At 62.7% G+C, this 24,551-nt stretch carries 12 protein-coding genes and 6 pseudogenes; 12 read left to right on the forward strand and 6 right to left on the reverse strand.

All coding sequences use genetic code 11. The features are described from left to right. Positions 1-70 precede the first annotated feature (70 nt). The 6 genes and pseudogenes from BJA_RS09585 (at position 71) to BJA_RS09610 (ending at position 10,997) form a co-directional block, all read left to right on the forward strand. A complete protein-coding gene (locus BJA_RS09585) occupies positions 71-1,267 on the forward strand; it encodes a hypothetical protein (RefSeq protein WP_011084732.1) in 1,197 nt (398 codons plus the stop codon). 173 nt (positions 1,268-1,440) lie between these two features. Continuing rightward, entirely contained in the window at positions 1,441-3,564 is a 2,124-nt protein-coding gene (locus tag BJA_RS09590) for a ParB/RepB/Spo0J family partition protein (RefSeq protein ID WP_028176021.1), read from the forward strand. A gap of 98 nt (positions 3,565-3,662) precedes the next feature. Further along, complete coding sequence (locus BJA_RS09595) at positions 3,663-4,076, forward strand: hypothetical protein (protein WP_028176020.1); 414 nt, start codon at positions 3,663-3,665, stop codon at positions 4,074-4,076. A 273-nt stretch (positions 4,077-4,349) separates the two neighbouring features. Beyond that, positions 4,350-8,673 (forward strand): annotated as a pseudogene (locus BJA_RS09600) (strawberry notch-like NTP hydrolase domain-containing protein). Further along, on the forward strand, positions 8,673-9,740 hold the full coding sequence (locus tag BJA_RS09605; protein WP_011084736.1) for a DUF7146 domain-containing protein: 1,068 nt from the start codon (positions 8,673-8,675) through the stop codon (positions 9,738-9,740). Before BJA_RS09600 ends, BJA_RS09605 begins: the two are co-directional and overlap by 1 nt. 330 nt (positions 9,741-10,070) lie before the next feature. Continuing rightward, positions 10,071-10,997, forward strand: a complete 927-nt coding sequence (locus BJA_RS09610; protein WP_011084737.1) for a DUF2493 domain-containing protein — start codon at positions 10,071-10,073, stop codon at positions 10,995-10,997. Between the two features lie 655 nt (positions 10,998-11,652). Here the strand turns inward: BJA_RS09610 and istB are convergent. The 3 pseudogenes from istB to mobQ all read right to left on the reverse strand — a co-directional run. Next, positions 11,653-12,506: pseudogene (gene istB / locus BJA_RS09615) on the reverse strand (IS21-like element helper ATPase IstB). Then, positions 12,506-13,809, reverse strand: a pseudogene (istA, locus tag BJA_RS09620) (IS21 family transposase). The pseudogenes istB and istA overlap by 1 nt, the downstream one beginning before the upstream one ends. 304 nt (positions 13,810-14,113) lie before the next feature. Further along, a pseudogene (mobQ, locus tag BJA_RS09625) lies at positions 14,114-15,099 on the reverse strand (MobQ family relaxase); the annotation flags it as partial. Between the two features lie 163 nt (positions 15,100-15,262). Here mobQ and BJA_RS09630 point away from each other — a divergent pair. Further along, on the forward strand, positions 15,263-15,403 hold the full coding sequence (locus tag BJA_RS09630; RefSeq protein WP_156149859.1) for a hypothetical protein: 141 nt from the start codon (positions 15,263-15,265) through the stop codon (positions 15,401-15,403). A gap of 34 nt (positions 15,404-15,437) precedes the next feature. On the opposite strand, the gene BJA_RS09635 is transcribed toward BJA_RS09630, so the two are convergent. Further along, on the reverse strand, positions 15,438-17,708 hold the full coding sequence (locus BJA_RS09635) for an outer membrane protein (protein WP_231166583.1): 2,271 nt from the start codon (positions 17,706-17,708) through the stop codon (positions 15,438-15,440). A 1,083-nt stretch (positions 17,709-18,791) separates the two neighbouring features. Between BJA_RS09635 and BJA_RS09640 the strand changes: the two genes are divergently transcribed. Beyond that, positions 18,792-19,232, forward strand: a complete 441-nt coding sequence (locus tag BJA_RS09640) for a hypothetical protein (protein WP_026312808.1) — start codon at positions 18,792-18,794, stop codon at positions 19,230-19,232. A gap of 35 nt (positions 19,233-19,267) precedes the next feature. Here BJA_RS09640 and BJA_RS09645 read toward each other — a convergent pair. Beyond that, a pseudogene (locus tag BJA_RS09645) lies at positions 19,268-19,951 on the reverse strand (class I SAM-dependent methyltransferase). Between the two features lie 446 nt (positions 19,952-20,397). Between BJA_RS09645 and BJA_RS09650 the strand changes: the two are divergent. Both BJA_RS09650 and BJA_RS09655 read left to right on the forward strand, forming a co-directional pair. Then, on the forward strand, positions 20,398-20,604 hold the full coding sequence (locus BJA_RS09650; protein ID WP_026312807.1) for a cold-shock protein: 207 nt from the start codon (positions 20,398-20,400) through the stop codon (positions 20,602-20,604). A gap of 1,101 nt (positions 20,605-21,705) precedes the next feature. Beyond that, positions 21,706-22,032 carry a DUF736 domain-containing protein gene (locus BJA_RS09655; RefSeq protein ID WP_011084751.1) on the forward strand — a complete coding sequence of 109 codons (327 nt, stop codon included), beginning with the start codon at positions 21,706-21,708 and terminating at the stop codon, positions 22,030-22,032. A 108-nt stretch (positions 22,033-22,140) separates the two neighbouring features. Here BJA_RS09655 and BJA_RS09660 read toward each other — a convergent pair whose 3' ends face one another. Further along, complete coding sequence (locus BJA_RS09660) at positions 22,141-22,557, reverse strand: hypothetical protein (RefSeq protein WP_026312806.1); 417 nt, start codon at positions 22,555-22,557, stop codon at positions 22,141-22,143. Between the two features lie 137 nt (positions 22,558-22,694). Between BJA_RS09660 and BJA_RS09665 the strand changes: the two are divergent. Further along, a pseudogene (locus tag BJA_RS09665) lies at positions 22,695-23,476 on the forward strand (IS5-like element ISBj2 family transposase). A 349-nt stretch (positions 23,477-23,825) separates the two neighbouring features. Further along, positions 23,826-24,272, forward strand: a complete 447-nt coding sequence (locus BJA_RS09670) for a hypothetical protein (protein ID WP_162494057.1) — start codon at positions 23,826-23,828, stop codon at positions 24,270-24,272. Positions 24,273-24,551: the final 279 nt, after the last annotated feature.

Genomic DNA, 24,551 nt, shown 5'->3' on the forward strand with positions numbered 1-24,551 from the left:
CGGACCGGCTTCGCCATGACGGGTTGAAGAACGGAGGAGAGGCCTCCGGCGCCTGTCGTGGAGATGAACCATGATCCAAGTCGAAGTTCTGAGCGCTGGCCGCGACCACGTCGGCGGCTACAAGGTGGACGTGACCCGCGGCGAGCGCGTCGGCCGCGTATCGTCGGAGTGGTTCTCGCGACCAGCGGATGAGCGTTATCTCTCGCTGTCAGACCTCTACGCCGCCGTGCACCGCCGGACCGAGCGTAGCCGGATCCGAACGGTCGACAGCGCTGCGATTCGGGTTGATGCCAACCGCGGCAACCCCGAGCGCCTGACGCTGACTCTGCCCGGCTCCGACGCGCCGATCGCACCGACGCACTGGAGCTTCGGCCAACTTGCCAGCCTGGTTGGAGCGCCGGCGGCTTACCTCCGTCAGCTGCCGGCGCCGCTGGCCGGCATTAACCTGCAATACGGCTTGACCTCTCGTTCCGCCGAGCAGATGAAGACGCTCGAGATCGAAGAGGGTCGAGTCGAGCTACGTGCAGTCACCGGGCCCACCTACGGGCGCATCTTTGACCACGAACTCGTGGCAGCCGTTCAGCGCATCGCCGGCAATGGCACGGGCGACACACGCTGGAAGGTGCCTGGCGTGCTCGACTGGTCGACTGGCGTCTACAATCCGAACGTTGATATCAGCCAGGATACGACGACGCTCTACGCGTCCGATCGTGATGTCTTCCTGTTCCTGGTCGACGATCTCAATCCGATCGAGGCCGGCCGGCTGCGCGACGGTTCGCCCGACCTCTATTTCCGCGGGTTCTACTGCTGGAATTCCGAGGTGGGAGCGAAGACGCTCGGCATGGCGAGCTTCTATCTCCGCGCCGTCTGCCAGAACCGCAATTTATGGGGCGTGGAAGATTTCGAGGAGATCACCATCCGCCACTCCAAATACGCCGCTTCGCGGTTTGCCCACGAGGCGGCCCCGGCGCTGGCCAGCTTTGCCAATTCCTCACCGATGCCCTTCGTCAACGGCATCAAGGCCGCACGGGAGAAGATCGTCGCGCGCACTGACGACGACCGCAACGAGTTCCTGCGCAAGCGCGGCTTCTCGAAGGCCGAGACGGCGAAGATCATCGAGAGGGTGTTAACGGAGGAAGGCCGCAAGCCCGAAAGCGTGTTCGATTTCGTGCAAGGCATCACAGCGGTTGCGCGGGGCAAGACCCATCAGGATGCACGACTCGATATGGAGGCGCGCGCGAAGACGCTGCTCGACCGCGCAGCCTGATACCCGGAAAGCCGAAAGATGCGGAAAGGCGTGTCTCCGGCTTCGTGCCTTTCCGTTTGTCCTGATCGTCGGTTTGCGACGCTGCCCTTGAGAGGAAGAGGGCGGCGCCGCGCTTCATGACGGGTTGGAGATCCAGAGAGAGACTTTGGGTTGCCCGTCGCGGAGTATCACCCATGGCTACTGCCGTTCAGAAGATCACCCTGTCGTCCTCGCGCGACATTCCCTTCAATAAGCTGGTGCTCAGCCAGTCAAACGTCCGGCGTGTGAAGGCCGGCGTCTCCATCGAGGAGCTGGCCGAGGACATCGCCCGGCGTACCCTGCTCCAAAGCCTCAATGTCCGGCCGGTCCTCGACGCGGAGGGCGAGACCGGCATGTTCGAGATCCCGGCCGGCGGACGCCGCTATCGGGCGCTGCAGCTGCTGGTGAAACAGAAGCGCCTGGCCAAGACCGCGCCGGTGCCCTGTGTCGTGCGCGATCCGGCGACCGGCATTCTCGGCGAGGACGACTCGCTCGCCGAGAACGTCCAGCGCGAGCCGCTGCACCCGCTCGACCAATTCCGCGCCTTCCTGACTCAGCGTGAGAAGGGCCGGACCGAGGAGGACATCGCGGCTGCCTTCTTCACCTCGGTCAACGTCGTGAAGCAGCGCCTGCGTCTCGCCTCGGTCTCGCCCGCGCTGCTCGACGTCTATGCCGACGACGGCATGTCGCTCGAGCAGTTGATGGCCTTCACCGTCACCGCGGATCACGGCCGCCAGGAGCAGGTCTGGCAGGCCATCTCTAGCTCTTGGCAGAAGGAGCCCTATCAAATCCGCCGCATGTTGACGGAGAAAACGGTGCGCGCCTCCGACCGGCGCGCCGTGTTTGTCGGCCTCGACGCCTACGAGGCGGCCGGTGGCGTGGTGCTGCGCGACTTGTTCCAGTCCGACGATGGCGGTTGGCTTGAGGACATCGCTCTGCTCGACCGTCTGGTCGCTGAGAAGTTGAAGGCGGAGGCGGAAACGATCGCCGCCGAAGGCTGGAAGTGGATCGAGGTCGCGATCGACTTCCCCTACGGCCATGCTCGCGGCTTGCGCGAGCTGGACGGCGTACTTGCCGATCTCACCACCGAAGAGCAGGCGGCCATCGAGGCGCTCGAGGCCGAATATGTCAGGCTCCAAGCCGAGCATGACGGCGCGGATGAGCTACCCGACGAGGTAGACCAGCGACTTGGCGAAATCGAGACGGCCCTCGGCGCCTTCAATGATCGACCCGTCATCTATCAGCCTGCCGACATCGCCCGCGCGGGCGTGTTCGTCGGCATCGACGCCGAAGGCAAGCTCTTGGTTGATCGGGGCTACGTCCGACCCGAGGACGAAGTGCCCGTGACGGAGCCAGAGCAGGGCAGGGGCAGTGAACCCGATGCCGCGGCCCTGGACGGTGCTGAACCATCAGCGCCGGCTATCCAGCGCGCCGTCATCACCATCGGCGGGCAGGATGAGGAGCCCGAGGACGAGGATGATGATGCGGTGAAACCGCTGCCGGACCGCCTGCTCACCGAGCTCACGGCGGAGCGGACTTTGGCGCTGCGCGACAAGTTGGCGATCACGCCTTCGGTCGCTTTCCAATCGGTGCTGCACAAATTCTGCCTCGACGTCTTCATCCGCTATTCCTCCTACGGAACGGCAATGGAGGTCTCAGTGCGCAACGCTAGCTTCCCGGTGCAGGCGCCGGGTTTAAAGGACAGCTCGGCGGCCAAGGCAATCGACGCGCGCCACAAGACCTGGGACGAGCGCCTGCCCAGGGACAAGGCCAATCTCTGGGACTGGCTCAGCGGCCTCACCGCCGACGAGCAGGCGGCGCTCTTCGCGCACTGCGCCTCATTCGGCGTCAACGCGCTCTACGAGAAGGGCGACCGCTACGGCGGCGGCATCACGCCGCACACCGTCGAGCACCGGATCACTGAGGCCGATCGCATCGCCCGGGCCGTCGATCTCGACATGGTGGAGTCCGGTTGGCGCCCGACCGTCGAGAACTATCTCGGCCGCGTCCCGAAGCTCCGCATCCTGGAGGCGGTGCGGGAGGGGGCCGGCGAGCAGGCCGCGCAGCTCATCGATCATCTGAAGAAGGGCGACATGGCCAAGGAGGCCGAGCGCCTCCTGGCCGAGGCCGGCTGGCTGCCCGAGCCCCTGCGGATGCCCGACGCCCAACTGGCGGCGGCTGTCGATGCCGCTGAGCCCGAGGGCGATGGCGAGGCGCTGCCGGAATTCCTCGCCGGCGACGACGAAGCGGACGAGTCGCGCATGATCGCGGCCGAATAGCTCGAGCACGCGGGGCGGCTTCGGCCGTCCCGCGTCTTTTCACTGCCATTCTCACCAAAGCCTGGCGCGAGCCGGGCTTTTGCATTCTGGAGGCTATCGTGCCCTTCTTCACCATCGAGACGACCTATCATTTGCCGATCTATCGGCAGCGAACCTACGAAGCCGAAACGCTCGACCAAGCCTGCGATCTCGCGATCGCCGACGAGGGCTGGGACGACAACAGGTCGGACGTTGAAACGTCTGGCGATACCTATGTTACCGGTGCCTGGGAAGGCCGCGACGCTGCCTTTAGCGGCCGGCGCCTGGCGTTTCCCTCACGTTTCGGCGAGCAGGTCCAGCGCAAGGCCGGCCATTTCGAGGTGCTGCTCGGTCTGCTCAAGATACTCATCCACGCTCCGGAGGAAGGCTCAGTGGATGTCGAGCTTTGGCGCCGACGCGCGGACGTCGCCATCGCAAAGGCCGAGGCCATTCTGGCGGGCGAAAATGATCCGATCGAGGGAGCTGCGTCGTGACGAAATACATCGTCATCTTCGTCGAAGGCGACGAAAACTACCGCGCGGAAGCGGTCGCCGTCGCTGATGACGGCCAAGCCTCGCCATCTTGGCTGCTCGGATACTGATGAATGCTCCGTACACGGCGCGCCGCCATCCGGGGGGCGCCGTTTCTCATGTCGGGCACCGCCTTGATGCTGAGAGGGAGAGGACGGCCGGGACGGGTTTGAGCCGGCGCGGTCAGAGAGAGCGCCGATCGGCTCGCCCGTTCCCGCTCTCCTGAAGGCTTCCTCCATGACTGACCTTTCCCCGATCGCGGCCGATCAGGCCGCGCCGATCTCGCCTGTTCGCGCTCCCGAGGGCGCCAGTGTCATCATCGCTGCCGCGAGTCATCTCCTTCCGCATCTCGAGCGTGGTCGGCGCATCGACGCCGCGATTCTCCGCGCAGCAATGGAAGCGGCCTCCGGCGCATCCGATGCGACGGGCGCGTGGGACTGGAAGATGACCTATGACGCTTGCGAGGTCGCCACCGTCTTGTTCCTACGCAAATACGGAAAGGCGCTCTTCCGCAAAGCCGCTTCTCCGGCTTCTCGACTTTCCGCCTTGGACAAGATCGCGGGGCTCCTGCCGACCCACACGCGCCGCTCTGTCGAAAGCGAGACTTTCCAGCAATTCTCGACACCGCTCCAGCTCGGCCTGACCGCGCTGACCGCGGCCGCCATGACGGCGGCCGATCGCGTGCTCGAGCCGTCCGCAGGCACGGGGCTACTCGCCATTCTTGCCGAGATCGCCGGCGGCGGCCTCGTTTTGAACGAACTGGCCGAGACTCGGGCCGCGTTACTTTCTTCCCTCTTTCCGGCCATTTCCGTCACGCGCTTCGACGCGGCCCAGATCGACGATCACCTCGATCCCCCGGTCGTCCCAGGTGTCGTGCTGATGAACCCGCCGTTCTCGGCGATGGCGAACGTTTCCGGCCGCATGCCCGATACCGCGTACCGTCACATCGCCTCGGCCCTGGCGCGTCTTGCCGATGGCGGCCGGCTCACGATATCAGGCGCAAACTTCTCACCCGACGCTTCAGCCTGGCGCGACGCCCTCGTCCGATTGCAGGAACGCAGCCGCGTGGTGTTCACCGCCGCGATCGCCGGCGCGGTCTATGCCAAGCACGGCACCACCATCGAAACACGTCTCACCGTTATCGACAAGGCGCCGGCCGATGACCCGAACGTGTTCCCTGAATCGCCGGGAGTGGCGCCCGATGTCGCGACGCTGCTCCGCTGGATCGGCGAACGCGTTCCACCTCGCCTGAGCGTCGCATCAACCGGCGCGCTTCCCATGTCAGTCTCGTCAGCGCCTCGCACCGTGCGCGGCTATCTCGCGCCGGCCACCACGCAGTCGGTCAGCGCGTCGGTCGCGGATCCCGAGGCCGTCGACCTCGCGTATGAGACATTCGACTGGATCCCGCCCGAGGGGGCGTGCCTCAGCGATGCCATCTACGAAGAGTACCGGCTCCAATCGATCCGGATCCCCGGCGCGCAGGCGCACCCGACCAAGCTGGTGCAGTCGGCTGCGATGGCCTCGGTCGTGCCGCCGAAGCCGAGCTACAGGCCCCGGCTGCCGGCCAGCCTCGTCAGTGATGGCATCCTCTCCGACGCCCAGCTTGAGACGGTCATCTATGCTGGCGAGGCGCATGTTGACTATCTTGCCGGCTCTTGGACGGTTGACGAGACCTTCGACCTGGTCGCGGCCGCCCGCGACGACGCGCCGAACGCGGTCCGTTTCCGTCGAGGCTTCATGCTCGGGGACGGCACCGGCGCCGGCAAGGGTCGCCAGTCCGCCGGCATCATTCTCGACAATTGGCTGCAAGGCCGGCGCAAGGCGGTCTGGATCTCGAAGTCCGACAAGCTGCTCGAGGACGCGCAGCGCGACTGGTCGGCGCTGGGCATGGAGCGTCTGCTGGTCACGCCGCTCTCGCGCTTCCCTCAAGGCTGCGAGATCCGGTTGGCCGAAGGCGTCCTATTTTTAACCTACACTACGGTCCGACGACCGCGGCGAGAAGCTTTCGCGCGTCCGGCAGATTGTTCAATGGTTGAGCTCCGACTTCGACGGCGTCATCATTTTCGACGAGAGCCATGCCATGCAGAATGCCGGTGGGGGCAAGGGCGAGCGGGGCGATGTCGCGCCCTCGCAGCAGGGTCGTGCGGGCTTGCGACTTCAGCACGCGCTGCCCAATGCCCGCGTTGTCTATGTCTCGGCCACCGGCGCCACCACCGTCCACAACCTCGCCTACGCCCAGCGGCTCGGCCTGTGGGGCGGCGAGGATTTTCCGTTCGCCACCCGCGCTGAATTCGTCGAGGCGATCGAGGAGGGCGGCGTCGCGGCGATGGAGGTGCTCTCCCGCGACCTTCGCTCGCTCGGTCTCTACACCGCCCGCTCGCTTTCCTACGATGGCGTCGAATACGAGCTCGTCGAGCACCAGCTCACCGACGAGCAGCGGCGCATCTACGACGCCTACGCCGGCGCCTTCAGCGTCATCCACAATCACCTCGACGCGGCAATGCAGGCCGCCAACATCACTGGCGAGACTGGCACGCTCAACCGCCAGGCGAAGTCGGCCGCGCGCTCGGCCTTCGAGTCAGCCAAGCAGCGTTTTTTCGGCCATCTGCTCACCAGCATGAAGACGCCGACCCTGGTCCGCTCGATCGAACGGGATCTGGCCGAGGGCCATGCCGCTGTGATCCAGATCGTGTCGACCGGCGAGGCGCTGATGGAACGCCGGCTTGCCGAAATCCCACCTGCGGAATGGAACGACGTGCGCGTGGACATCACGCCGCGCGAGTACTTGCTGGATTACCTCGCCCATTCCTTCCCGGTGCAGCTCTATGAGCCCTTCACCGACGCCGAGGGCAATCTCTCGTCGCGGCCGGTCTTCCGTGATGGCCAGCCGGTCGAGAGCCGCGAGGCCGTCGCCCGCCGTAATGAGCTGATCGAGCGGCTCGCTTCGCTTCCGCCCGTTCCCGGCGCGCTCGACCAGATCGTGCAGCGTTTCGGCACCGACCTCGTGGCGGAAGTGACCGGACGTTCGCGACGCGTGGTGCGCAGGGGTGACCGCCTTGCCGTCGAGAGCCGTGCCGCCTCCGCCAATCTCGCAGAGACCGCCGCCTTCATGGATGACCTGAAGCGCGTGCTTGTCTTCTCCGAGGCTGGCGGCACGGGCCGCAGCTACCACGCCGAACTCTCGGCGCGGAATCGCCGGCTTCGGGTCCATTATTTGCTCGAGCCGGGCTGGAAGGCTGACGCCGCGATCCAGGGTCTCGGTCATACGAACCGCACCAACCAGGCACAGCCGCCGCTCTTCCGGCCGATCGCGACCGACGTGAAGGCGGAGAAGCGCTTCCTGTCGACCATTGCGCGCCGGCTCGACACGCTGGGTGCGATCACGCGCGGCCAGCGCCAGACCGGCGGCCAGGGCCTGTTCCGGCCCGAGGACAATCTTGAGAGCCACTACGCCCGCGATGCGCTGCGCCAGCTCTATCTGCTGCTGGTGCGCGGCAAGGTCGAAGGCTGCTCGCTCCAGACCTTCGAGGACGCCACGGGCCTGAAGCTCATGGACGCGAACGGCATCAAGGACGAGCTGCCGCCGATCACGACGTTCCTGAACCGGCTGCTCGCGCTCACCATCGATCTGCAAGGTGTGCTGTTCACGGCGTTCGAGGAGCTCCTCAATGCCAAGGTTGAGGGCGCCATCGCCAGCGGCGTCTACGATGTCGGGCTGGAGACCCTGCAGGCCGAGAGCTTCATCATCACCGATCGGCGCCCGATCTACACGCACCCCCCGACCGGCGCGGAAACCCGGCTGCTCACCATCATCGAACGCCGGCGCAATCGCCCCATGACGCTGGATCAAGCGTTCGATTATCTCGCCGATGCTCGCGCGGTGCTACTCGTCAACGAGCGCTCGGGGCGCGCCGCGGTGCAGATTCCGGCGCCAAGCCTCATGCTCGATGACGGCGAGATCGAGAGCCGCGTGCGGCTGATCCGCCCGATGGAGCACCATCATGCTTCGATGAAGATGATGGACGAAAGCCACTGGCAGCCTGCAGAGCGCGAGACGTTCGCCGCAGCATGGAACGGCGAAGTCGTCGACGTCCCCGAGTTCGCCGAGAGCACCCTTCACATCGTCGCCGGCTTGCTGTTGCCGATCTGGAAGCGGCTGCCGAACGAGTCGACACGAGTCTATCGGCTCCAGACCGACGAGGGTGAGCGCATCATCGGTCGCAGGGTCTCACCAGCCTGGGCGGCGAACGCTTGCGCGACCGCTACCTGCAGCTTGACCCCACCCGAAGCCTTCGCAGCGCTGATGGAGGGGCGCACTGTCCTCGACCTCGCCGAGGATCTGCAGCTTCGCCGTGTCCGCGTGATGGGCGTCCATCGCATCGAGCTGTCCGGCTTCACTGATGCAATGCGTGACCGGCTGCGCGCCTACGGCCTCTTCAGCGAGATCATCTCGTGGAAGCTGCGCATGTTCGTGCCATCAGATGCGACGGGCGCCGCGGCGTTGGCAAAAGTGCTCGACCACTATCAGGTCGTGCGCATCGGCGAGCGGGAGGCCGCCTGATGGCCCGCGACAACGCATCTGAGCTGGCCCGCCGTCTCGCGCGTGACGCCGAGGCGGTGTGCCGCCATTATCTGTCCAACGGAAGGCGCCAGGGCCGCTACTGGACAGTGGGCGACGTCCGTAATACGCCCGGCCGGTCGATGTTCGTCCGGCTCAGCGGACCGGAATCCGCTCCTGGCGCCGCCGGCCATTGGCGAGATGCCGCCTCGGCCGAACATGGCGATCTCCTCGATGTGATCCGCGAGAGCTGCGGTTTCACTAGCTTTCGCGATGTCGCCAATGAGGCACGACGCTTTCTGAGCTTGCCGCGTCCAGAACTGGAGAATGAGCCAGATCGCATCCGGTCGAGAACATCGCCCGCGCCCCTCGGATCGCCGGAGGCGGCGCGGCGACTCTTCGGCATGTCGCAGTCGATCGCAGGCACACTTGTAGAAGCGTATCTCCGCAATCGTGGCATCACCGCTTTGCACGAAACCGGAAGCCTGCGCTTTCACCCACGTTGTTACTACCGGCCCGACGACCACAGCCCGACCGAGACCTGGCCGGCGATGATCGCCGCCGTCACCGATCTGAACGGCCACCTGACCGGCGCGCATCGCACCTGGCTTGACCCCGGAGGCTTCAGCGAGACGACGCTCGGCAAGGCGCTGATCGACACGCCGAAGCGGGCGATGGGTGACCTGCTTGGCCAAGCCGTTCGATTTGGCATAGCGGGTGAGGTCATGGCGGCCGGCGAGGGCATCGAGACAATGCTGTCGCTTCGCTGTGCTCTGCCGACCATGCCGATGGTCGCAGCCCTCTCGGCGGCGCATCTCTCTGCCATCCTTCTCCCGGACACGCTCCGCCGGCTCTACATCGCCCGCGACAACGATCCTGCCGGTGACGGCGCCATGGCAACCTTGATCGATCGGGCGCAGGAGGTCGGGATCGAGCCGATCGTGATCTCGCCACGGCTTGGCGACTTCAACGAGGATCTTCGCCTGCTCGGATTTGACGCCCTTCGAGCCGCGAGCCGCGTGCAGATCGCGGCGCGGGACGTCGCGCGCTTTATGGAACTGGCGGCATAGCCGGAACGGGGATGAGGTGCGACGCAGCCGCTTCGTTATCGCGAGGCCGGTGATCGTGTTCCCCTCAGCGCCGGAGAGGACCTCCCCACGGCCTTCTGAGAGGGCGATCGGGCGGCAAGCGGCCCGGACCGGCAACCTCCGTGGACCGACTATTTTCCGTCGGCGGCGGAGCCGCCTTTACATCGCGAGGCAAAATAGTCGGCCCCCTTCGGCCCTCCGCTAAGGCTGCGGCCCTCCGCTCGCGCTGCGGGTGCAAGTCCGTTCCGCCCGCCGCTTTCGTCGCCATGAAGGCCGCGATGGGCGCGGTCGATCCGACGAGGGAAAGCCGCAATGACCACCGACCGCGACAACAACTTCGAGCACCACGGCTCATCCCCAACCGACCACGTCCTCCAGGAGCTCCAGCTCTATGGCTACCGCCCCTTCCAGGACGAACCCGATCCGAGGCCGCTCCCCGAAACGCACATCCTCGCCGGCAGCATCGCCGACATCTTCGGTGCCCTGGTGGTGGCGCTGTCCGATACTCGCCTGGAGCCCGACCTTGAAGACCTGCTCTGGTCGACGGTGAACGTCTTCCATCGCGCTATCGACAGGATCGAGCGCGAGCTCGACGATAACGAGCTGGCGCAGCAGCGCTCGCAGCAGGAGCAGGACGGCAGCGAGATCAAATCCGTCGAGCTGGAGCGACTGACGGCGGAAGGGCAGACGCTGATCGAGCGACGAGGCGCCTTCGAGCTGATGCGCGACCACGCCGCCGACGAATTCGAACGCCACACCCACTCCGCTTGGCGGCCGCGCAACGGATCGAGGGTCAATCACCGCAATCTGACCTCAGCGATGATCGACAGCCGCGATTTCCTGGCCGCGAAGAAGCGCGCCGACAACCAGGTGCTCATGCCGCCCGGCCCGAAAGTCGCGTTGACAGGCGGTCTCGAATTCAACGATTACCGGCTAATCTGGGCTAAGCTTGACCAGGTGCACGCCAAGCATCCGGACATGGTGCTGCTGCACGGCGGATCGTCCAAGGGCGCTGAACTGATCGCCGCCAAATGGGCCGATAGCCGCAAGGTCCCGCAGATCGCCTTCAAGCCCGACTGGACGAAGCATGCCAAGCCTGCTCCCTTTAGGCGCAACGATGCGATGCTGGAGACGCTGCCGATCGGCGTGATGCACTTCCCCGGCACCGGCATCCAGGACAACCTCGCGGACAAGGCAAAGAAGCTCGGGATTCCGGTCTGGAAATTCGGCGACGCGTGAGCGCTGCCGCAAATTCTAGCGGTCAAGAGCCTCCGGCTCGCTCGATGCCGCTGATCGTGCGACCAGCGGCGGGCCCACATGCGTTCGCCGCAGCCTTGCACCGGGTTCGCTCGGATCACACGAAAAACCTGGCATGAAAGCCAGGGCTCGTGATGAAACGGCGCCTATCCGGCCGCGACGATCGACTGCTAGTTGGCATGAGGTTTTTTGAACAAAATATGACTCTGCGGCGTCCATTCTTGAGTGTCGCGCTGATATACGTCGCCACCATCGATCGTTGGCCTTGCGATGTAGGTTAAAGTTCTATGGGACTTTCTAGTCCCGCAATGAACCGTTGTTGGCTGCACGAGAGGCAGGCGCTTCGCAATAATTACCATAGGTCGGTGGGAGATTCTAGTTTGTTGAGTGCCACGAACACGCGATCGCCCGCAGCTTCTCATTTCCGAGCCAACCTGAAACGTTGCCGCGTTTCCTCAACTTGAGGACGCTTGCATTGAAACTAGAGCTGGCCCCGCAAATTCGGACAGTAGCTTGAGTGGATTTTCTGCCTGACAGTGGCGAGGCTTCTTGCCGCGAATCAGGAGCGAAGATTGCCAAACGCCATCCGGAACTGCCCCCTTTGCGTTATGAAGAACTGCCCCCACCATCTGGGTTATTATCTCGGTTGAAGGTTGTTTCCGCCGGTGACGGGCCGGAGGAGGCAGAGCCGACCGGAGGGCCGTCACCAGCGGGCGGCGGCTGGATGAGGCCGCTCTTGCGCTTGGCGCGGAGCCGGTAACTGTCGCCGCGGATCGTCAGCACGCGGCTGTGGTGCAAAAGCCGGTCGAGGATCGCGGTGGCGACCACGGGATCGGCGAACACAGTGCCCCATTCGGCAACGCTGCGGTTCGACTTGATCAGCATCGCGCCGGTTTCGTATCGGCGGCTGACCAGTTGGAAGGGCCGCGTCAGGTTCCAGCGGCAGGTAGCCGAGTTCGTCGACAATCAGCAGCTTCGGCTTGGCCAGCGCGAGCAGTTTCGCGTCCAGACGCCGTTCGCCATGCGCCTTGGCAAGACCCGCGACTAGCGTCGTCGCCGTGGTGAACTGCACCGTGTATCCGGCCAGGATCGCGTCTCGTCCGAGCGCGATCGACAAGTGCGTCTTACCTCAGCCTGGCGGGCCGAGCAGCAGCACGTTCTTTCCGTTGGCTATCCAACGTGATGCGGCAAGATCACGGATCTGCTTTGGATCGATTGACGGCTGCGCCTGCGCCTCGAAGTCGAAGCCAGCAAGCTCCTTCACGGCCGAGAAGTGTGCGAGCTTCAGCGCCATCTCTATGCGGCGATGGTCCTTGGGTGCGATCTCGCGCTCGGATAGCAGGATCAGCGTCTCACGCGCCGACAGTTTCGCGCGCGCCGCCTCGTCGAGCAGGCTGTCGAGCTGATCGCGGATACAGAGAGCTGCAGTCGCACCAGCATGGCATCGAGCGGATCGGTCGTTGCTTCCATTATCTTCTTTGCCCGCGCCATCAGAAGCTTCCTCCCACCACGGCTTCGTGTTCGGCAAGAGGGCGCAACAACGACAGCGATGAGGACGGCGTCAGGACCGCCGCCGCGATCTCAGCCCAGCGGACCGCGCTATTGCGACCAGCAACACCATCGAGATGGGGGCGGTGTCGATGATCCGCAGCCGGCGTCCATCCGATTGCTTGTGGATCGCAACCTGGTGCATGCCATGGCGGATGCGGACCTCGCCGGCCGCGACCGTCACCGCCACGCGCTCGCCGATCAGCCGCCACGGCACCGAGTAGCCGTTCGTGTCGATCTCGACGGCGCAATCATGGCCGACGACGCGGGTCAGTTCGCGCAACGATCCGAACGACGGCTGCCCGCAGAGCGGTTTCAACCGGTGTGCCTCGTCACGCGCGAAGCGGACGATCGGCGCCTCGCCGGTCGTGCCGTGGATACGCACGTTCGCTACCTCACGCTCCCACTCGACGAGATGCGCCTCGAATGCCTCCCAGCTCGCGAAGGAATGCCCCGCAATCGCGTTCTTCTTCACGTAGCCGACGCCGTTCTCCGTCTTGCCCTTCGTGCGCGCCCGATACGGCGCGCAAGCGCGAGGACGGAAGCCCCAATGCTTCGCGAACGCGATGAGCCTGTCGTTAAACTGAACCAACCGGCTCACCGCGTCATGGCGCACCACGAGCGCGCGGGGATTGTCCATCAGCACTTCCTCCGGCACGCCGCCGAAGATCGCGAATGCGCTCTCGAGCCCGGCGAACCAGTGCTCTTGCTTCTCGGCCCGGAACGCACGGACATGCAGCAGCCGCGAATGCCCGAGCGTCGCCACGAACACAAACGCCTTGATCTTCACCCCGCCGATCTCGACCAGACGCTCGCCGAAGTCGATCTGCAGCTGCCGGCCCGGGGCGTCTCGAAGCGCGTCGTCGCCAGCGCTTCGGCCTTCAGCGCCTGGCGATAGGGCTGCGCGGCGCGTTGCAGCGTCCGCCGGCTGACTGCCACGCCTCGCTCGGCCAACAAGTCCTGGCGCCCACGTCGGCATTGCCGCGATGCCGAATGAGCCTCTCGCGCAGCCAACCTTCAAGGCCGTCGAGCTGCTTCGGCCGCTCAGGCGACTTGAACGGCTTCACCCCGCCCGCCGCCACGTAGTCCTTCACCGTGTGATGGCTGCAGCCCAGATGCCGCGCAATCGGCTTCACACCCCACCCGCACGCCTCAGGCGCAACATCTCCGCCACGTCATCCGGCGTCTTCATCACCTGCCCCCGTGGATCGCTCCATGGCGAGCCTTCAGCTCGTTCTTGCTTCATTCACTCTCTCCTCAGCTATCCGAGGAGGGGGCAATTGCTCGTGACGCTGAGGAGGCAGCTTTCCATGGCGCGCGACACGAAGATGACGAAGAAAAGCCGGCGGGCGCACTCTCCGGCATTCAAGGCGAAGGTTGCCTTGGCTAACTAGCTCCTGGAAGGCGCCGCCGGCATGTTTGGGGATGACAATCATCACCGACGATCCCGACCTGTTGCCGGGAGTCCGCCTTCGCCGCAAGACTGAACCGGCTGGTGCTGCAGGGGCTCGGCAGCTAGTCCAAACACGTGCCACGCTCCACTGCCCGCCCTTGCGGGTAGCCACGAGGTCGGCGGCGCGCTGTAACCGCTGCTCGGCCTCGATCATGGCGCGGTTGGTAAATCGTGCCTCGCCCCGTTCGTCATTGCCGAGGTCCACGAGATCAGGCGAGGCAGTCACCGCATTCATCACCTGGTTGAATGGTCCAGTCCGTCCGAATGACGATGCGCGAACATCGCAAGGTCACGCCCGGTGAAGGGCGCCTGCTGGTGGGTGATGGCGTCCAGTGCAACATGAGGGTCCGCGATAATCCGCTCGCCATTCTCCCGCGCAATTCGTCGATAGTCCTCGGCGCCCTTGGCCTAAAGACCTTCCGTCTCCATCCGCTGCCGGGGCTGCCAATCTTGTGCTGCGGCTCAAGCGCGATGCCCTGGGCCTCAAGGCTGCGGTGATCGATCCGTGCCATCGATCGAGTTCAGCCAATCGCTCGTTAACATGCTCGGCCCATTGCTCGCGCCCCCGCTCGACAAGCTCCGTGCGATTCCACTCCCACAGCTCGGGACCGAACCTAGGCTCGCCATCCTCGCCAATACTCACGCCGCGCATGGTGAGTATGACATGGGCGTGGGGTTTCGCCATGCCGTCCGTGCCGATATATCCCAATGCAAAATGAGATCAGCGGTCATGCCGGCCTCCACGAACTCGGCCACTACGAAGTCGCGGGCCAGTGTGATGCCCTGTTGCTGGTTCATCTCCTGCGAAATGGCAAACTCCACCTCGCGGGCAAGCTGCGCATCCTTTCTGATCTCACGAGCTTCAACCTCGTTCCAAAGCTGTTCACGGTCGCGCCAAGCTTCCGGCGCGTGCTCTGGCAGCATCACTTCGGAATGGACAATGCCGCTCTTGTTGGAAAAGTGCTGATCGCGGTCGATACGCGCGTCATGCAACCGCGAGCCTGAGCGGTAGGCGGCCGACGCAATCGCGCGCTGTCCTTTCGCGCGGCTGATGACTTCGACGCTGAGGTGATAGATTGCCATGACGGCAATCCAGCTACTATCAACAAGCGCACGTCGGAACGACGTATAAGCGCCCCTTGAAAAAAATTCTCGGGACGGCTCACCATAGTTCGCAATCCACCGGCTGCCTCTCCACAGGCGCGTGGCTATTCTCAGGTGCATCATCAATCGATGGAGACCGAAGATGCGCAAACGACAGGACGTTGATGCGGAGTTGAAAGCATTCGCCAACAGGACGAAACAACTGAGGGAATTGCGCGTGCGGCTGCTCGGAGAACTCGTCGTGCCGGAGCGTCGGCCAGCAAACAAGAAGGCCCAGCCGTGAGGCCGAGCCTTCTTGCGTCAGTATCTCCCGACTCTTACCTCGCTCCAAGTATCGGCAGCTTGTAGTTCACGCCAAGGCTAACGGTCTGTACGGTCGTGCTGTTGGGTGAAAGCGGTACGCTGCCAAGCCCGGCGGTGGTAAAGACGGGCGACTTGCCGAAGTCGTAGTACTTGTACTCCAGCGCCATCGACCAGTTGGGCAGCAGCGCGTATTCAAGACCGCCGCCGACCGTCCAGCCCCAGTTCGTGTTGCCATTCGTCAGTATGGTGCCGGAAATACCGCCGGTGTTGAACTGGTTAGTCTGACGATCCCAGGCGGAGCCGCCCTTGACGTACAGCAACGTGCGGTCAAACGCGTACCCGACGCGCCCGGTCAGAGCGCCAAGAGCGTCGATCTGGCTGCCGCAGTTGAAGCCGGCAATCTGCGGGCTCGGGAATGCACCAAAGCAGGTGTTGGTGCCTTGGACGTTGGCCCAGTAACCCGAAGCCTCAAGACCCAGGACCCAAGAGCCCGTCTGGTAGTTGATGCCGATCTGACCGCCGAACATGGCACCACCCAGATCAGCGTAGTCGCCCGACACCGGCGTCGGGAACGGATCCGCATAGTGGCTTCTGCCCTTGCCCGCGCCGATCGTGCCGCCGAGATAGACGCCGGCCCAGTTCGTGGGCATCACTGGTGGGGGCTCCTTATCGATCCCGTTTGCCTTGGCCTGGGCGGTGTCGAGTTCGCCGGACTTGTAGGAGGCCTGCAGGAAGCCGCCATAGCGCTCCGAATAGAACTTCGTTGTCTGTGGTGAGCCACCGGGAAACTGGGAGTAAGCGCTATCGGTTGTAAAGAACCAGTAGCGGCCGCCCACACCAACGCTGAAGCGGTCGGAGACGGCATAGGACAGCACGGCCTCGAACTGTGTGCCCCAGCCGTGGCCCGGATCAGGCGTGGGATTGATATCGGCACGGAGCCAGTGGTTGTCGAAGCCGGAGCGGCTAGCGTAAGGCAGGTAGGCAGCATCGACTTCAAGCTTGAGCCTGTCGGACAGCCTCGCCTGTGCATTGATGCCGATAGCAGCCGCCCGCCAAGTCTCGGTTTCGCTTAGGACCAGGAAACTCTTCGAAGCCTCTAGCGGGGGCCCGTTGGTCGCCTGTTGTTGGATACCAAAGCCGTTGGCGCGCTCATAGAACGAGTGATAGCCGACGTACGCACCAAGCCTGCGGCCGTCGTCGTTGATGAAGTTGTAACCGACGTCCGCGGTGCCATACGTGAACCTACCACTCTTCATGTCCGAGTTCGTGTTGGAGTAGTTGATGTAAGGGAAATCCTCATCGTTCAGCTTGCCGTCGACGAGAGGCCCGAGGCCAAGATTGCCCCTGGCGAAAAACCCGCTCTTGTGATCGAAGCGGAAGAAGGTTTCCGCGGCATGTCCGGTCTGATCGCCATAGATCAGGCGAGAGACCAGGTGTGTGGGCCGCAAGCCGTACAGGTCCTTCTGCATGCGGCCCGTGCTGCCAAAATAGCGACTCCCGGCTTCAATCGTCCAGCCGCCAAGCAGCACTGGCGTCGTCGCCGCATCGGCCCTGGCATTCAGGATCGGCCCGCCAAGGCCATAATTGACGCCTGCCTTGATCATATCAAACCGTTGCCTGAAGCCGACGGTCGAGGCGTTGTTGAACTGGTCGACGTAGTTGGAGTCCTTGCTGCCGAAATCAAAATGATCGTATTCGACAAACGCTGACAGATTCGGGCTGAATGCGTACTCAAGTCCCAATCCTCCCATCCAACCCCAACGCGTGCCGCTCTGGTTGAACTTGTTGATGTAGTGACTGGTCCGGGCATCGCTCTCGTCGGTCGCCCACGCCGCGCCGGCCTTGCCGTAAATCAGCAGATTGCCCCAGGTCTGTCCTAGCCGGCCAGCAATCGTGCCGAGCGAGGTGACGCGATTGTCGCAGGTAAAGCTGATCACGCCGTAGCGGTTGTCCGCACGATTCGCGCATTTCGCAAAGCCGTCGACATCGGCGGCGCTTGCCGCGATCTCCAGTCCGGTCACCCAAGTGCCAAACTGATAGTTAACGCCGATCTGGCCGCCGCCAAGCAGACCTTCGGCGTTGCCGCTTCCGGGGAAACCTCTGTTGGAGAAATCCGCCTGCAGCCCGGTGGCGGTCTGCCAATCGCTTGAACCGAATGCGCCCCCGAGATGCGCGCCGACGTAAATGCCGGTCCAATTCCACAGGGTCGACGGCGCTGCCGTAATCGGCGGCGCGGTCTTGACCGGCAGGTCCGCCGCGTGAGCCGGACCGTAAAGGCCCGCCATCCAGCAAATTGAGTTGCTGGCAAGCAATGCCTTCAACCAGCACGGACGAGAAAAACGAAACCGATCATGCCCCATGGTTATTGGTACGTCCCTGGTAGACTGGAAAAGTGTGAAATGGATCCGCGGAGCGGGACCGGCCCTGTACGCTGCCGGCTGATTTCGCATACAGCGGCCCGTCGGACCATTGCGCGGCCTCTTGGTCCGCACCAAAGCGGTAGTTCAGGCCAAACTTTCCGATGTGATAGTTGCTGGTCAGGCTGGTTGTGTCCGCCGGCAGAATCGCAAACGGAAGTAACTGCACTGTCGAAGCCGTCGCGACACTCGTGCCGCCAAAATGCCTTGGCTGCGCTGCTCGCGACGAGCGCAATTGGTGTCGCTCCACAAAAGATAATTCTAGATCGCATCAAAGTTTGTCCTGCACTTCCCAGTTCACGACGCGCCTCCTTAAGTATCGCCGCACGACAAATCGTCGGAGCAGACCAGACCCGCGGCAACGCGCGCCAGGTCCGTCCAGAAGACCACCGCACTGCGATTGGTGATGGTGCGCGAATGAAGCAATGCATGTGCCAAACTGAATTCGCATGTTTTGCAGGGGCTTCGGAAGAGTTTGTCGTCAACTTGCCGACTGTTGTCTCAAATTCGACAATGTGAGCTTTCGGCAGTCTCTCCATAGCCCGACATTTGCGAGGGCAGATCCAATAGGCAACGTTTATAGTTGCGTGGAATAGTTGCGCGCCGCCAAAACGGAAAACAATCAGGGCTTTGGAGTGAGTGGCGATTGTGATCCCGGATGCTCAAAAGCAACCCATACGATGGGGTGGCCGCCGAAATGGAGAAGAACACAGGACTTCCTGAAACTGATTGCGCTAGGTGATTTCAACCGGTAGGCGCCCAGTTGAAGATCACAAAGGGTCAAACGCCGATTCCACGAGCCTTTTGGGCGCAAGCTCGCGCTAATGACAAAAAATGCGCAACTTGATCTGTGACGATTCCGTCGCCGCCGTTTGCTGCTATACTGCGTTCGCGCCGCGGTGGTGGTGGAAGGCGCGACCGTCAGACCTTTATCTCACGGAGCCCACCACCATGATCACCTTGGGACCACTGCTTGTTTTCCTCGTCATAGGGTTCTTCGCCTGGCTGCTCTTCACGCTTGCAGTCTTCGCGTTGCCCGTCTTCGCCGGGGTAACGATTGGTCTTTGGGCCTTCCACACGGGAGCCGGCGCTCTGGGCGGCATCGCTGTCGGCCCCGTGGCTGGCGCCGCAACCTTCGGCATCGGCCAGCTCGCACTCGCCCTCGTGACTTGGACTTGGCTCCGGCTCTTCGTCATCATCTTCTACGTCGCACCAGCCACCGTCGCCGGTTACAGCGCTACGCATGGAATTGCCCAGATGGCGATGTCTTCACCCACGTGGCAGACGGTTTTCGCGGTCGTCGGAGCCGTTGCCATCAGCATCACAGCTTTCATCCGCTTCACTGGAATAGCCGCGGACGGACCAGCAAGACAGCGCTTGCCGCGGGGCTGATATGTGTACTGGGGCGGCGGCCTAGTACGACCCAGTCACGACGGTATCGCTTCGCCGGCGATCGATGTGGACGCGGACACGATCAGCATCATGGGCCGTTCGAGTTCTTCGGCCAATTGCGGCATCTGCTGGATCTGCTCGTGTGTCGGGGCAAACTCCTCGACCCGCCGAACTTGAACCAATCCGTCCGACGTTCACCCTCGACGGAATTCGATTGACAGGCCAAGTCTTGCGGCCCTCCTCATCAGAAATCCAGTGCGGATGTGCCGCTGCCATGAAGATCGGATGCTCAATTGTAAAGACGAAATGCCGTCAGGAACCAGCGCCTTGCGGATCAAGCGCACGAGGCGGCCTAAATCCTGAACATAGTGAAAGGTCAGTGCGCTGTAGGCGAGGTCGAAAGCCGTCTCAGGTAGGTCCAGTGTGTCGAGATCGGCGATGCGATACTCGATGGCAGTGTCCGCTGTGTGCGCCCTGGCACGCTCGATCATGTTCCGCGACAGATCGAGACCAAGAACCGAGGCCGCGCCCTGCTCGCGCATCCAGCGCGAGGCCCAGCCGAAGCCACATCTTAGACCGACGACGCGTTTCCCGCCCAGATCGGGCAGCATAGCCCGGATCGCGGGCCATTCAGGAGCGCCGTCGCGTCCATACATCTGCCGGGGCAACTGGCTGTAGCCAGCGAAGAAATCGGGATTGTCGTAAATATTCTGCGCCATGTCTGCCTGCTATTCGGCTTTTCGCCTTGCCCGGGACGTTCCTGCTGATCCAAGCAGAATTGTCGCAGTGGGCTGCGACGCGTCATGATCCGAAATCAAGCTGCACAAAAAGACATCTTAAATCTTAAATCGGGCTTCTCGCGCCGAAAACGAAAAACCCCGGCATGAAAGCCGGGGCCACGTGATGCCACGGCGTACATCCGGCTGCGACAACCAGGCGACAGTTAGCACGCGGTTTTCGAAGAAAATGTGACCTTGCGTCGTCGTTCCTGAAGTCGGCCGATTTCAAGGTGCTTGAACTTCGCACGACCATCACGTGGGGCCTTCTGTCCAAGACCTGCGATCGAGCGAGACAACGGATTCCTTTCCACTTCGCGCAGAGACTTGCCGCCGGTTCGTTGATTGATTTAGATGAGAAGGTGGTTTTTCTTTTTGGAGCAAATGACGTGGCGTTAGGTACCGTTAAGTGGTTCAACCCGACGAAAGGCTATGGATTCGTTGCGCCGGACGATGGTGGCAAAGATGTTTTCGTGCACATCTCTGCGGTAGAGAAGGCCGGCTATACCTCGCTTGTTGAAGGCGCGAAGGTCGGCTACGAGCTGGTGACGAACCGCAGCGGCAAACAAGCCGCAGAAAATCTCCGCCTAGGATGAGGCGGAGCTCGAATGCTGGCATTCTTTGAGCTAGTCCGAATCTCGCGCTTTTGAGACATTTGGAATATATCTCAGTTGGCACTCGAGGGCGGCCAAAGTCGAACGGGCTGAATCCAAAGGTGCAGTCGCCTCGCTTAGGTTGGCCCACGATTCGTCCCGCCGCGAGACAGCTACCAAGCCAATCTCAATGCTATCCTTGAGAGACCTCGGGTCTTCGCTGCATAAGGCGCGCCCCAACTCAAGCAGTGTCCTGGTCAGTGCTCGATGCGCGGAACGTTCCTTTCGCTCCAGGCCGTCGACCACGGCGAGGGCCCCGCGATAGTGCCGTATCGCTTCGATGGTTCTGTTTTCGAGGTTGCTATTGTCGCTCATCCGGTTCTCTTCTCCCTCGAGCTCTAGCGGGCATCGTCCTGCGCGAGATCCTCCTTTTGGGCTGCGCGGCTAATATGTCGTAACCGCTGCAGGGCCGGCCGGGGAAAGGCCTGGCGACGGCTGATAGCGTCACATTGAAAGGGGTTGACCGGATCAGGCATTCAGCGTGCTCGCGATTCTTCCTTGAGATACAGTGAGAGCGGCCCAGGCGTCGAGGCTCGACCGATCATCGCAGAGTGGCAGTTTCGTGGCAGTCCTTGGGCGGCGTCGACCAAATGGCGACGGATCACAGATACGGCCAGCCGCTCTCGTCAACGGGGCGTCCAGCCGATCCGAGATCGCGGAAGCGGAGATCCGTCTACCTGCAATAAAGAGAGCTCATCACCATTAGATTCGGTTGCGCCAACTCTTTCAGTGGACTCGCAGATCGCCACGTTCTCTTTGATGTCAGCTCTGTTCGGACCGAGCGCACCAAACGGCCTCTTCGATGGATTGATCTGGCCGAAGGACGGCTGACGCCTCGACCGCCTATGGCGCAACGGCGCCGATCGACTTTCTTCCCCTGCCGGCTGCGCCGTCATTCCTCGCGAAACAAGAAAGTCGCTTGGCTGCCATCCTCCGCTGACGCTTCGGCCCCTTCGGGGTGCGCCGTCGATCGCCTCCGGCCTGTCGATCACCATCGAGGCCGCAAGGTGCGGGCTCGGAAAACAGAGATCAAGGAGAACTACCATGGCGACCATCGGCACCTTCAAGAAGACCGGCAACAACGAGTTCAACGGCGAAATCGTCACCCTCTCGCTGCAGGCGAGGAACGTCCGCATCGTCCCCGAAACCAGCCGCTCGGGCGACAACGCCCCCAGCCACCGGATCTATGTCGGCCGGGTTGAGATCGGGGCCGCCTGGTCCAAGCGCTCCAATGAGGGCCGCGACTATCTCGGCCTCAAGCTCGACGACCCGAGCTTCACCGCACCGATCTTCGCGAACCTCTTCGCCGATGAGGAGGGCGAGGGCTTCAGCTTGATCTGGTCTCGTCCAAACCGTCGGAACGGCGACTGATCCGATCCGCAATGCCTCGCCCGGCTGGCCCGGGCGGGGCATCGCTAAGCTCAAGAGCTGGCCCGTGCAGAGCTTGGCGAGCCGATACACATGCCGGATCAATCCCGATCAGCGAGCGCGAGTTTGCCCCGCCTTGATCGGCCGTCTTTGATTGGCCTCTAATACGGTATCGACGATGTCCTCCCAGTCGGGGCAAATTGCGACCAACTGATCCAGCACAGTGGGATCGCGCTCGATCTGGCCGAGCGCCTGAGCGCGCCATTGGTCGTTGAAGCTGATGCTCATCAACCCCAAACATTCGACGACCGAACTGTCAGGCGGCAAGTGTTCCAAGATTGCCGTCACTATGCCGGTCCATTGTTGAAGTAGACGCCGATACTCAGCGGCGGGTCCGCTCTCCAACTTCTCTTGAAGGAGATCAATCAGCAAGAGGAAGCGAATCCGCCAAGGTTGGGGCCTGAGGTCCCCGACGTAAGCGTCCATGACTTCGCGGATGTCGGCTGGCAAGTGCTCGGACAAGGTCATAAAGCTCACTCCATCTCACTCAGCACGCCCTTCCGTCCCTGGACAGGTATGCGTCTCTGAAGACAGACCAGATTTACATAAGTCGCCTATCAACTAGGGTCTGTACCTAAATAGCGCCACGTGATTCTCTTGCCTACGTGTTGATTCGGGGGCGAGAGAATGCGCGCTGGTTTGTTTTGGCTGAACGACAGGCAATGGGCGCGTATCGAACCGCATCTGCCGAGGGGACTGACGGGGCCGGATCGGGACGACGACCGACGCATCGTCAGCGGCATCATTCACATGCTGCAATCGGGTGCACGATGGCGTGATTGTCCACGTGAATACGGCCCTTACACGACGATCTACAATCGCTTCAATCGCTGGGCCAAGCGAGGACGATGGTGCGCAATCTTCGAAGCGCTGGCCAAGCCTGGCGAAGACGGCGTCGTACTGTCGCTCGACTCGACCTCGATTAAAGCTCACCGGTGTGCCTCCGGCGGAAAAGGGGGGAGCACAATCAAGCAATCGGCCGCTCGCGCGGAGGCCGCACGACAAAAATCCATGCGCTGAGCGATCCGCTCTGCCGGCCGGTCGTCCTGCATCTGACTCCAGGCCAGGATGCCGATATCGCTGCGGCTCCCGATGTCCTGGCGCTCGCGCCACCCATGAGCGTGCTCCTCGCCGACAAAGGGTATGATGGCGACAAGCTTCGCGGCGAAATCATTCGTCGTGGCGCCAAGCCCGTAATCCCCAATAAATCTAACCGTGTCGCATCCATCGCTTCAACAAACGCGCCTACAAAGGACGAAATGTCATCGAACGCTGCTTTGGCAGGCTCAAGGACTTCCGGCGCATCGCCACGCGATATGACAAGCTCGCCCGTAATTTTTTGGCCGCTGTTCATCTCGCCGCTCTCGTCGCATATTGGCTCAATTGAGTCTGGACCCTAGTGCAATCGTGCGTTCCACCAACTACCGATATCACTGCCAAGGACTCGATTGTCTGGTTCGGACCAATGTCCACAACCGGACGCATGTACCATGAACAAACCCGCTTGAGGATCTCCATCTTCGAGCGGCACGCAGCTTGCTTCGTTTGCGCAGGCGCTCGTTATTGGACAGGAAGGGGCAGCGGAGTGCATGATGCGATCTGGAGTTCGTCTTTGGGAAGCCACAACCATTGCGCTTCTAGCCCGCGGCAGGCCGGCCCGGCCGACTTTGGGCCAGCAGTGAAGCTGTGTCTGATCCTCTGGCACCAATCCGCAAACGGCGGAGCAGAACACAACATTGGCCTCTGGCCCCGACGGTTGCGTTATTCGCGGCTTCGGCCTGAGCCTTCCCATTCTGCACATCAACGGTTTCACCCGCTCGCGCTTCACCGCATGGCTCCCGGCCCGCATAATGGCCGTCATGCGCCGGGGGGGCGTGAAACGGCCGATTAGCAAGCAGCTGGCATATTCGCCGCAACAACAACAGATCAGCATCCTTCGGAGTAGGTCGCAGCTGACAGATATCGGAACGACCCACGCGAACCAAGTGGCATGGTCGGCGGACCGACAGTTCGTCAAAGCTTTGGCCAATGAGCGCGGACTGCTCGTGTTCCTGATCCCTTTGCTGAAAAAGCTGCCGCCCAAGATCGCCTATCGGAGACGCGGAGTTTCTCCGCGATCGGCATTTCGCGCTCCGCCCATCGCGCTGCTGCTGCTCCTGGGCTCTCGCAGCTTGCTCCAGTAGCTGTGCTTCCAGGCATAGTTCGGTTCGGATGAACCTGATAACCCGTCAGATCAGCCATCACATGCTTCCGCAAACCTTCCAGCGCGACGCCTTCAGCACGAATTCCCTGGGCCGAAGCGAGGCCGACTTGAAGAGATTTCAGCGTAGCGGTTCGCGTCGATTGCCGAGGGTTTCTGCGCAACCGCAAGAGGGCTGGAGCCAGTGCCACGGCTCGATGCCGAGAATTTAAGGTAACGTGTTCACCATTTTCCTGCTCGCTGTTGTGGCTAGTTGTATCAG

Source organism: Bradyrhizobium diazoefficiens USDA 110, assembly GCF_000011365.1.
GTDB classification, from domain to species: Bacteria; Pseudomonadota; Alphaproteobacteria; order Rhizobiales; family Xanthobacteraceae; genus Bradyrhizobium; species Bradyrhizobium diazoefficiens.

Excerpts from the sequence above, each read along its gene's own strand:
- BJA_RS09605 (WP_011084736.1), top strand. The coding sequence starts at position 8,673 with ATGGCCCGCGACAACGCATCTGAGCTGGCCCGCCGTCTCGCGCGTGAC.
- BJA_RS09610 (WP_011084737.1), top strand. The coding sequence starts at position 10,071 with ATGACCACCGACCGCGACAACAACTTCGAGCACCACGGCTCATCCCCA.
- BJA_RS09635 (WP_231166583.1), bottom strand. The coding sequence starts at position 17,708 with ATGGCGGGCCTTTACGGTCCGGCTCACGCGGCGGACCTGCCGGTCAAG.
- BJA_RS09640 (WP_026312808.1), top strand. The coding sequence starts at position 18,792 with ATGATCACCTTGGGACCACTGCTTGTTTTCCTCGTCATAGGGTTCTTC.
- BJA_RS09660 (WP_026312806.1), bottom strand. The coding sequence starts at position 22,557 with ATGACCTTGTCCGAGCACTTGCCAGCCGACATCCGCGAAGTCATGGAC.
- BJA_RS09630 (WP_156149859.1), top strand. The coding sequence starts at position 15,263 with ATGCGCAAACGACAGGACGTTGATGCGGAGTTGAAAGCATTCGCCAAC.
- BJA_RS09585 (WP_011084732.1), top strand. The coding sequence starts at position 71 with ATGATCCAAGTCGAAGTTCTGAGCGCTGGCCGCGACCACGTCGGCGGC.
- BJA_RS09590 (WP_028176021.1), top strand. The coding sequence starts at position 1,441 with ATGGCTACTGCCGTTCAGAAGATCACCCTGTCGTCCTCGCGCGACATT.
- BJA_RS09655 (WP_011084751.1), top strand. The coding sequence starts at position 21,706 with ATGGCGACCATCGGCACCTTCAAGAAGACCGGCAACAACGAGTTCAAC.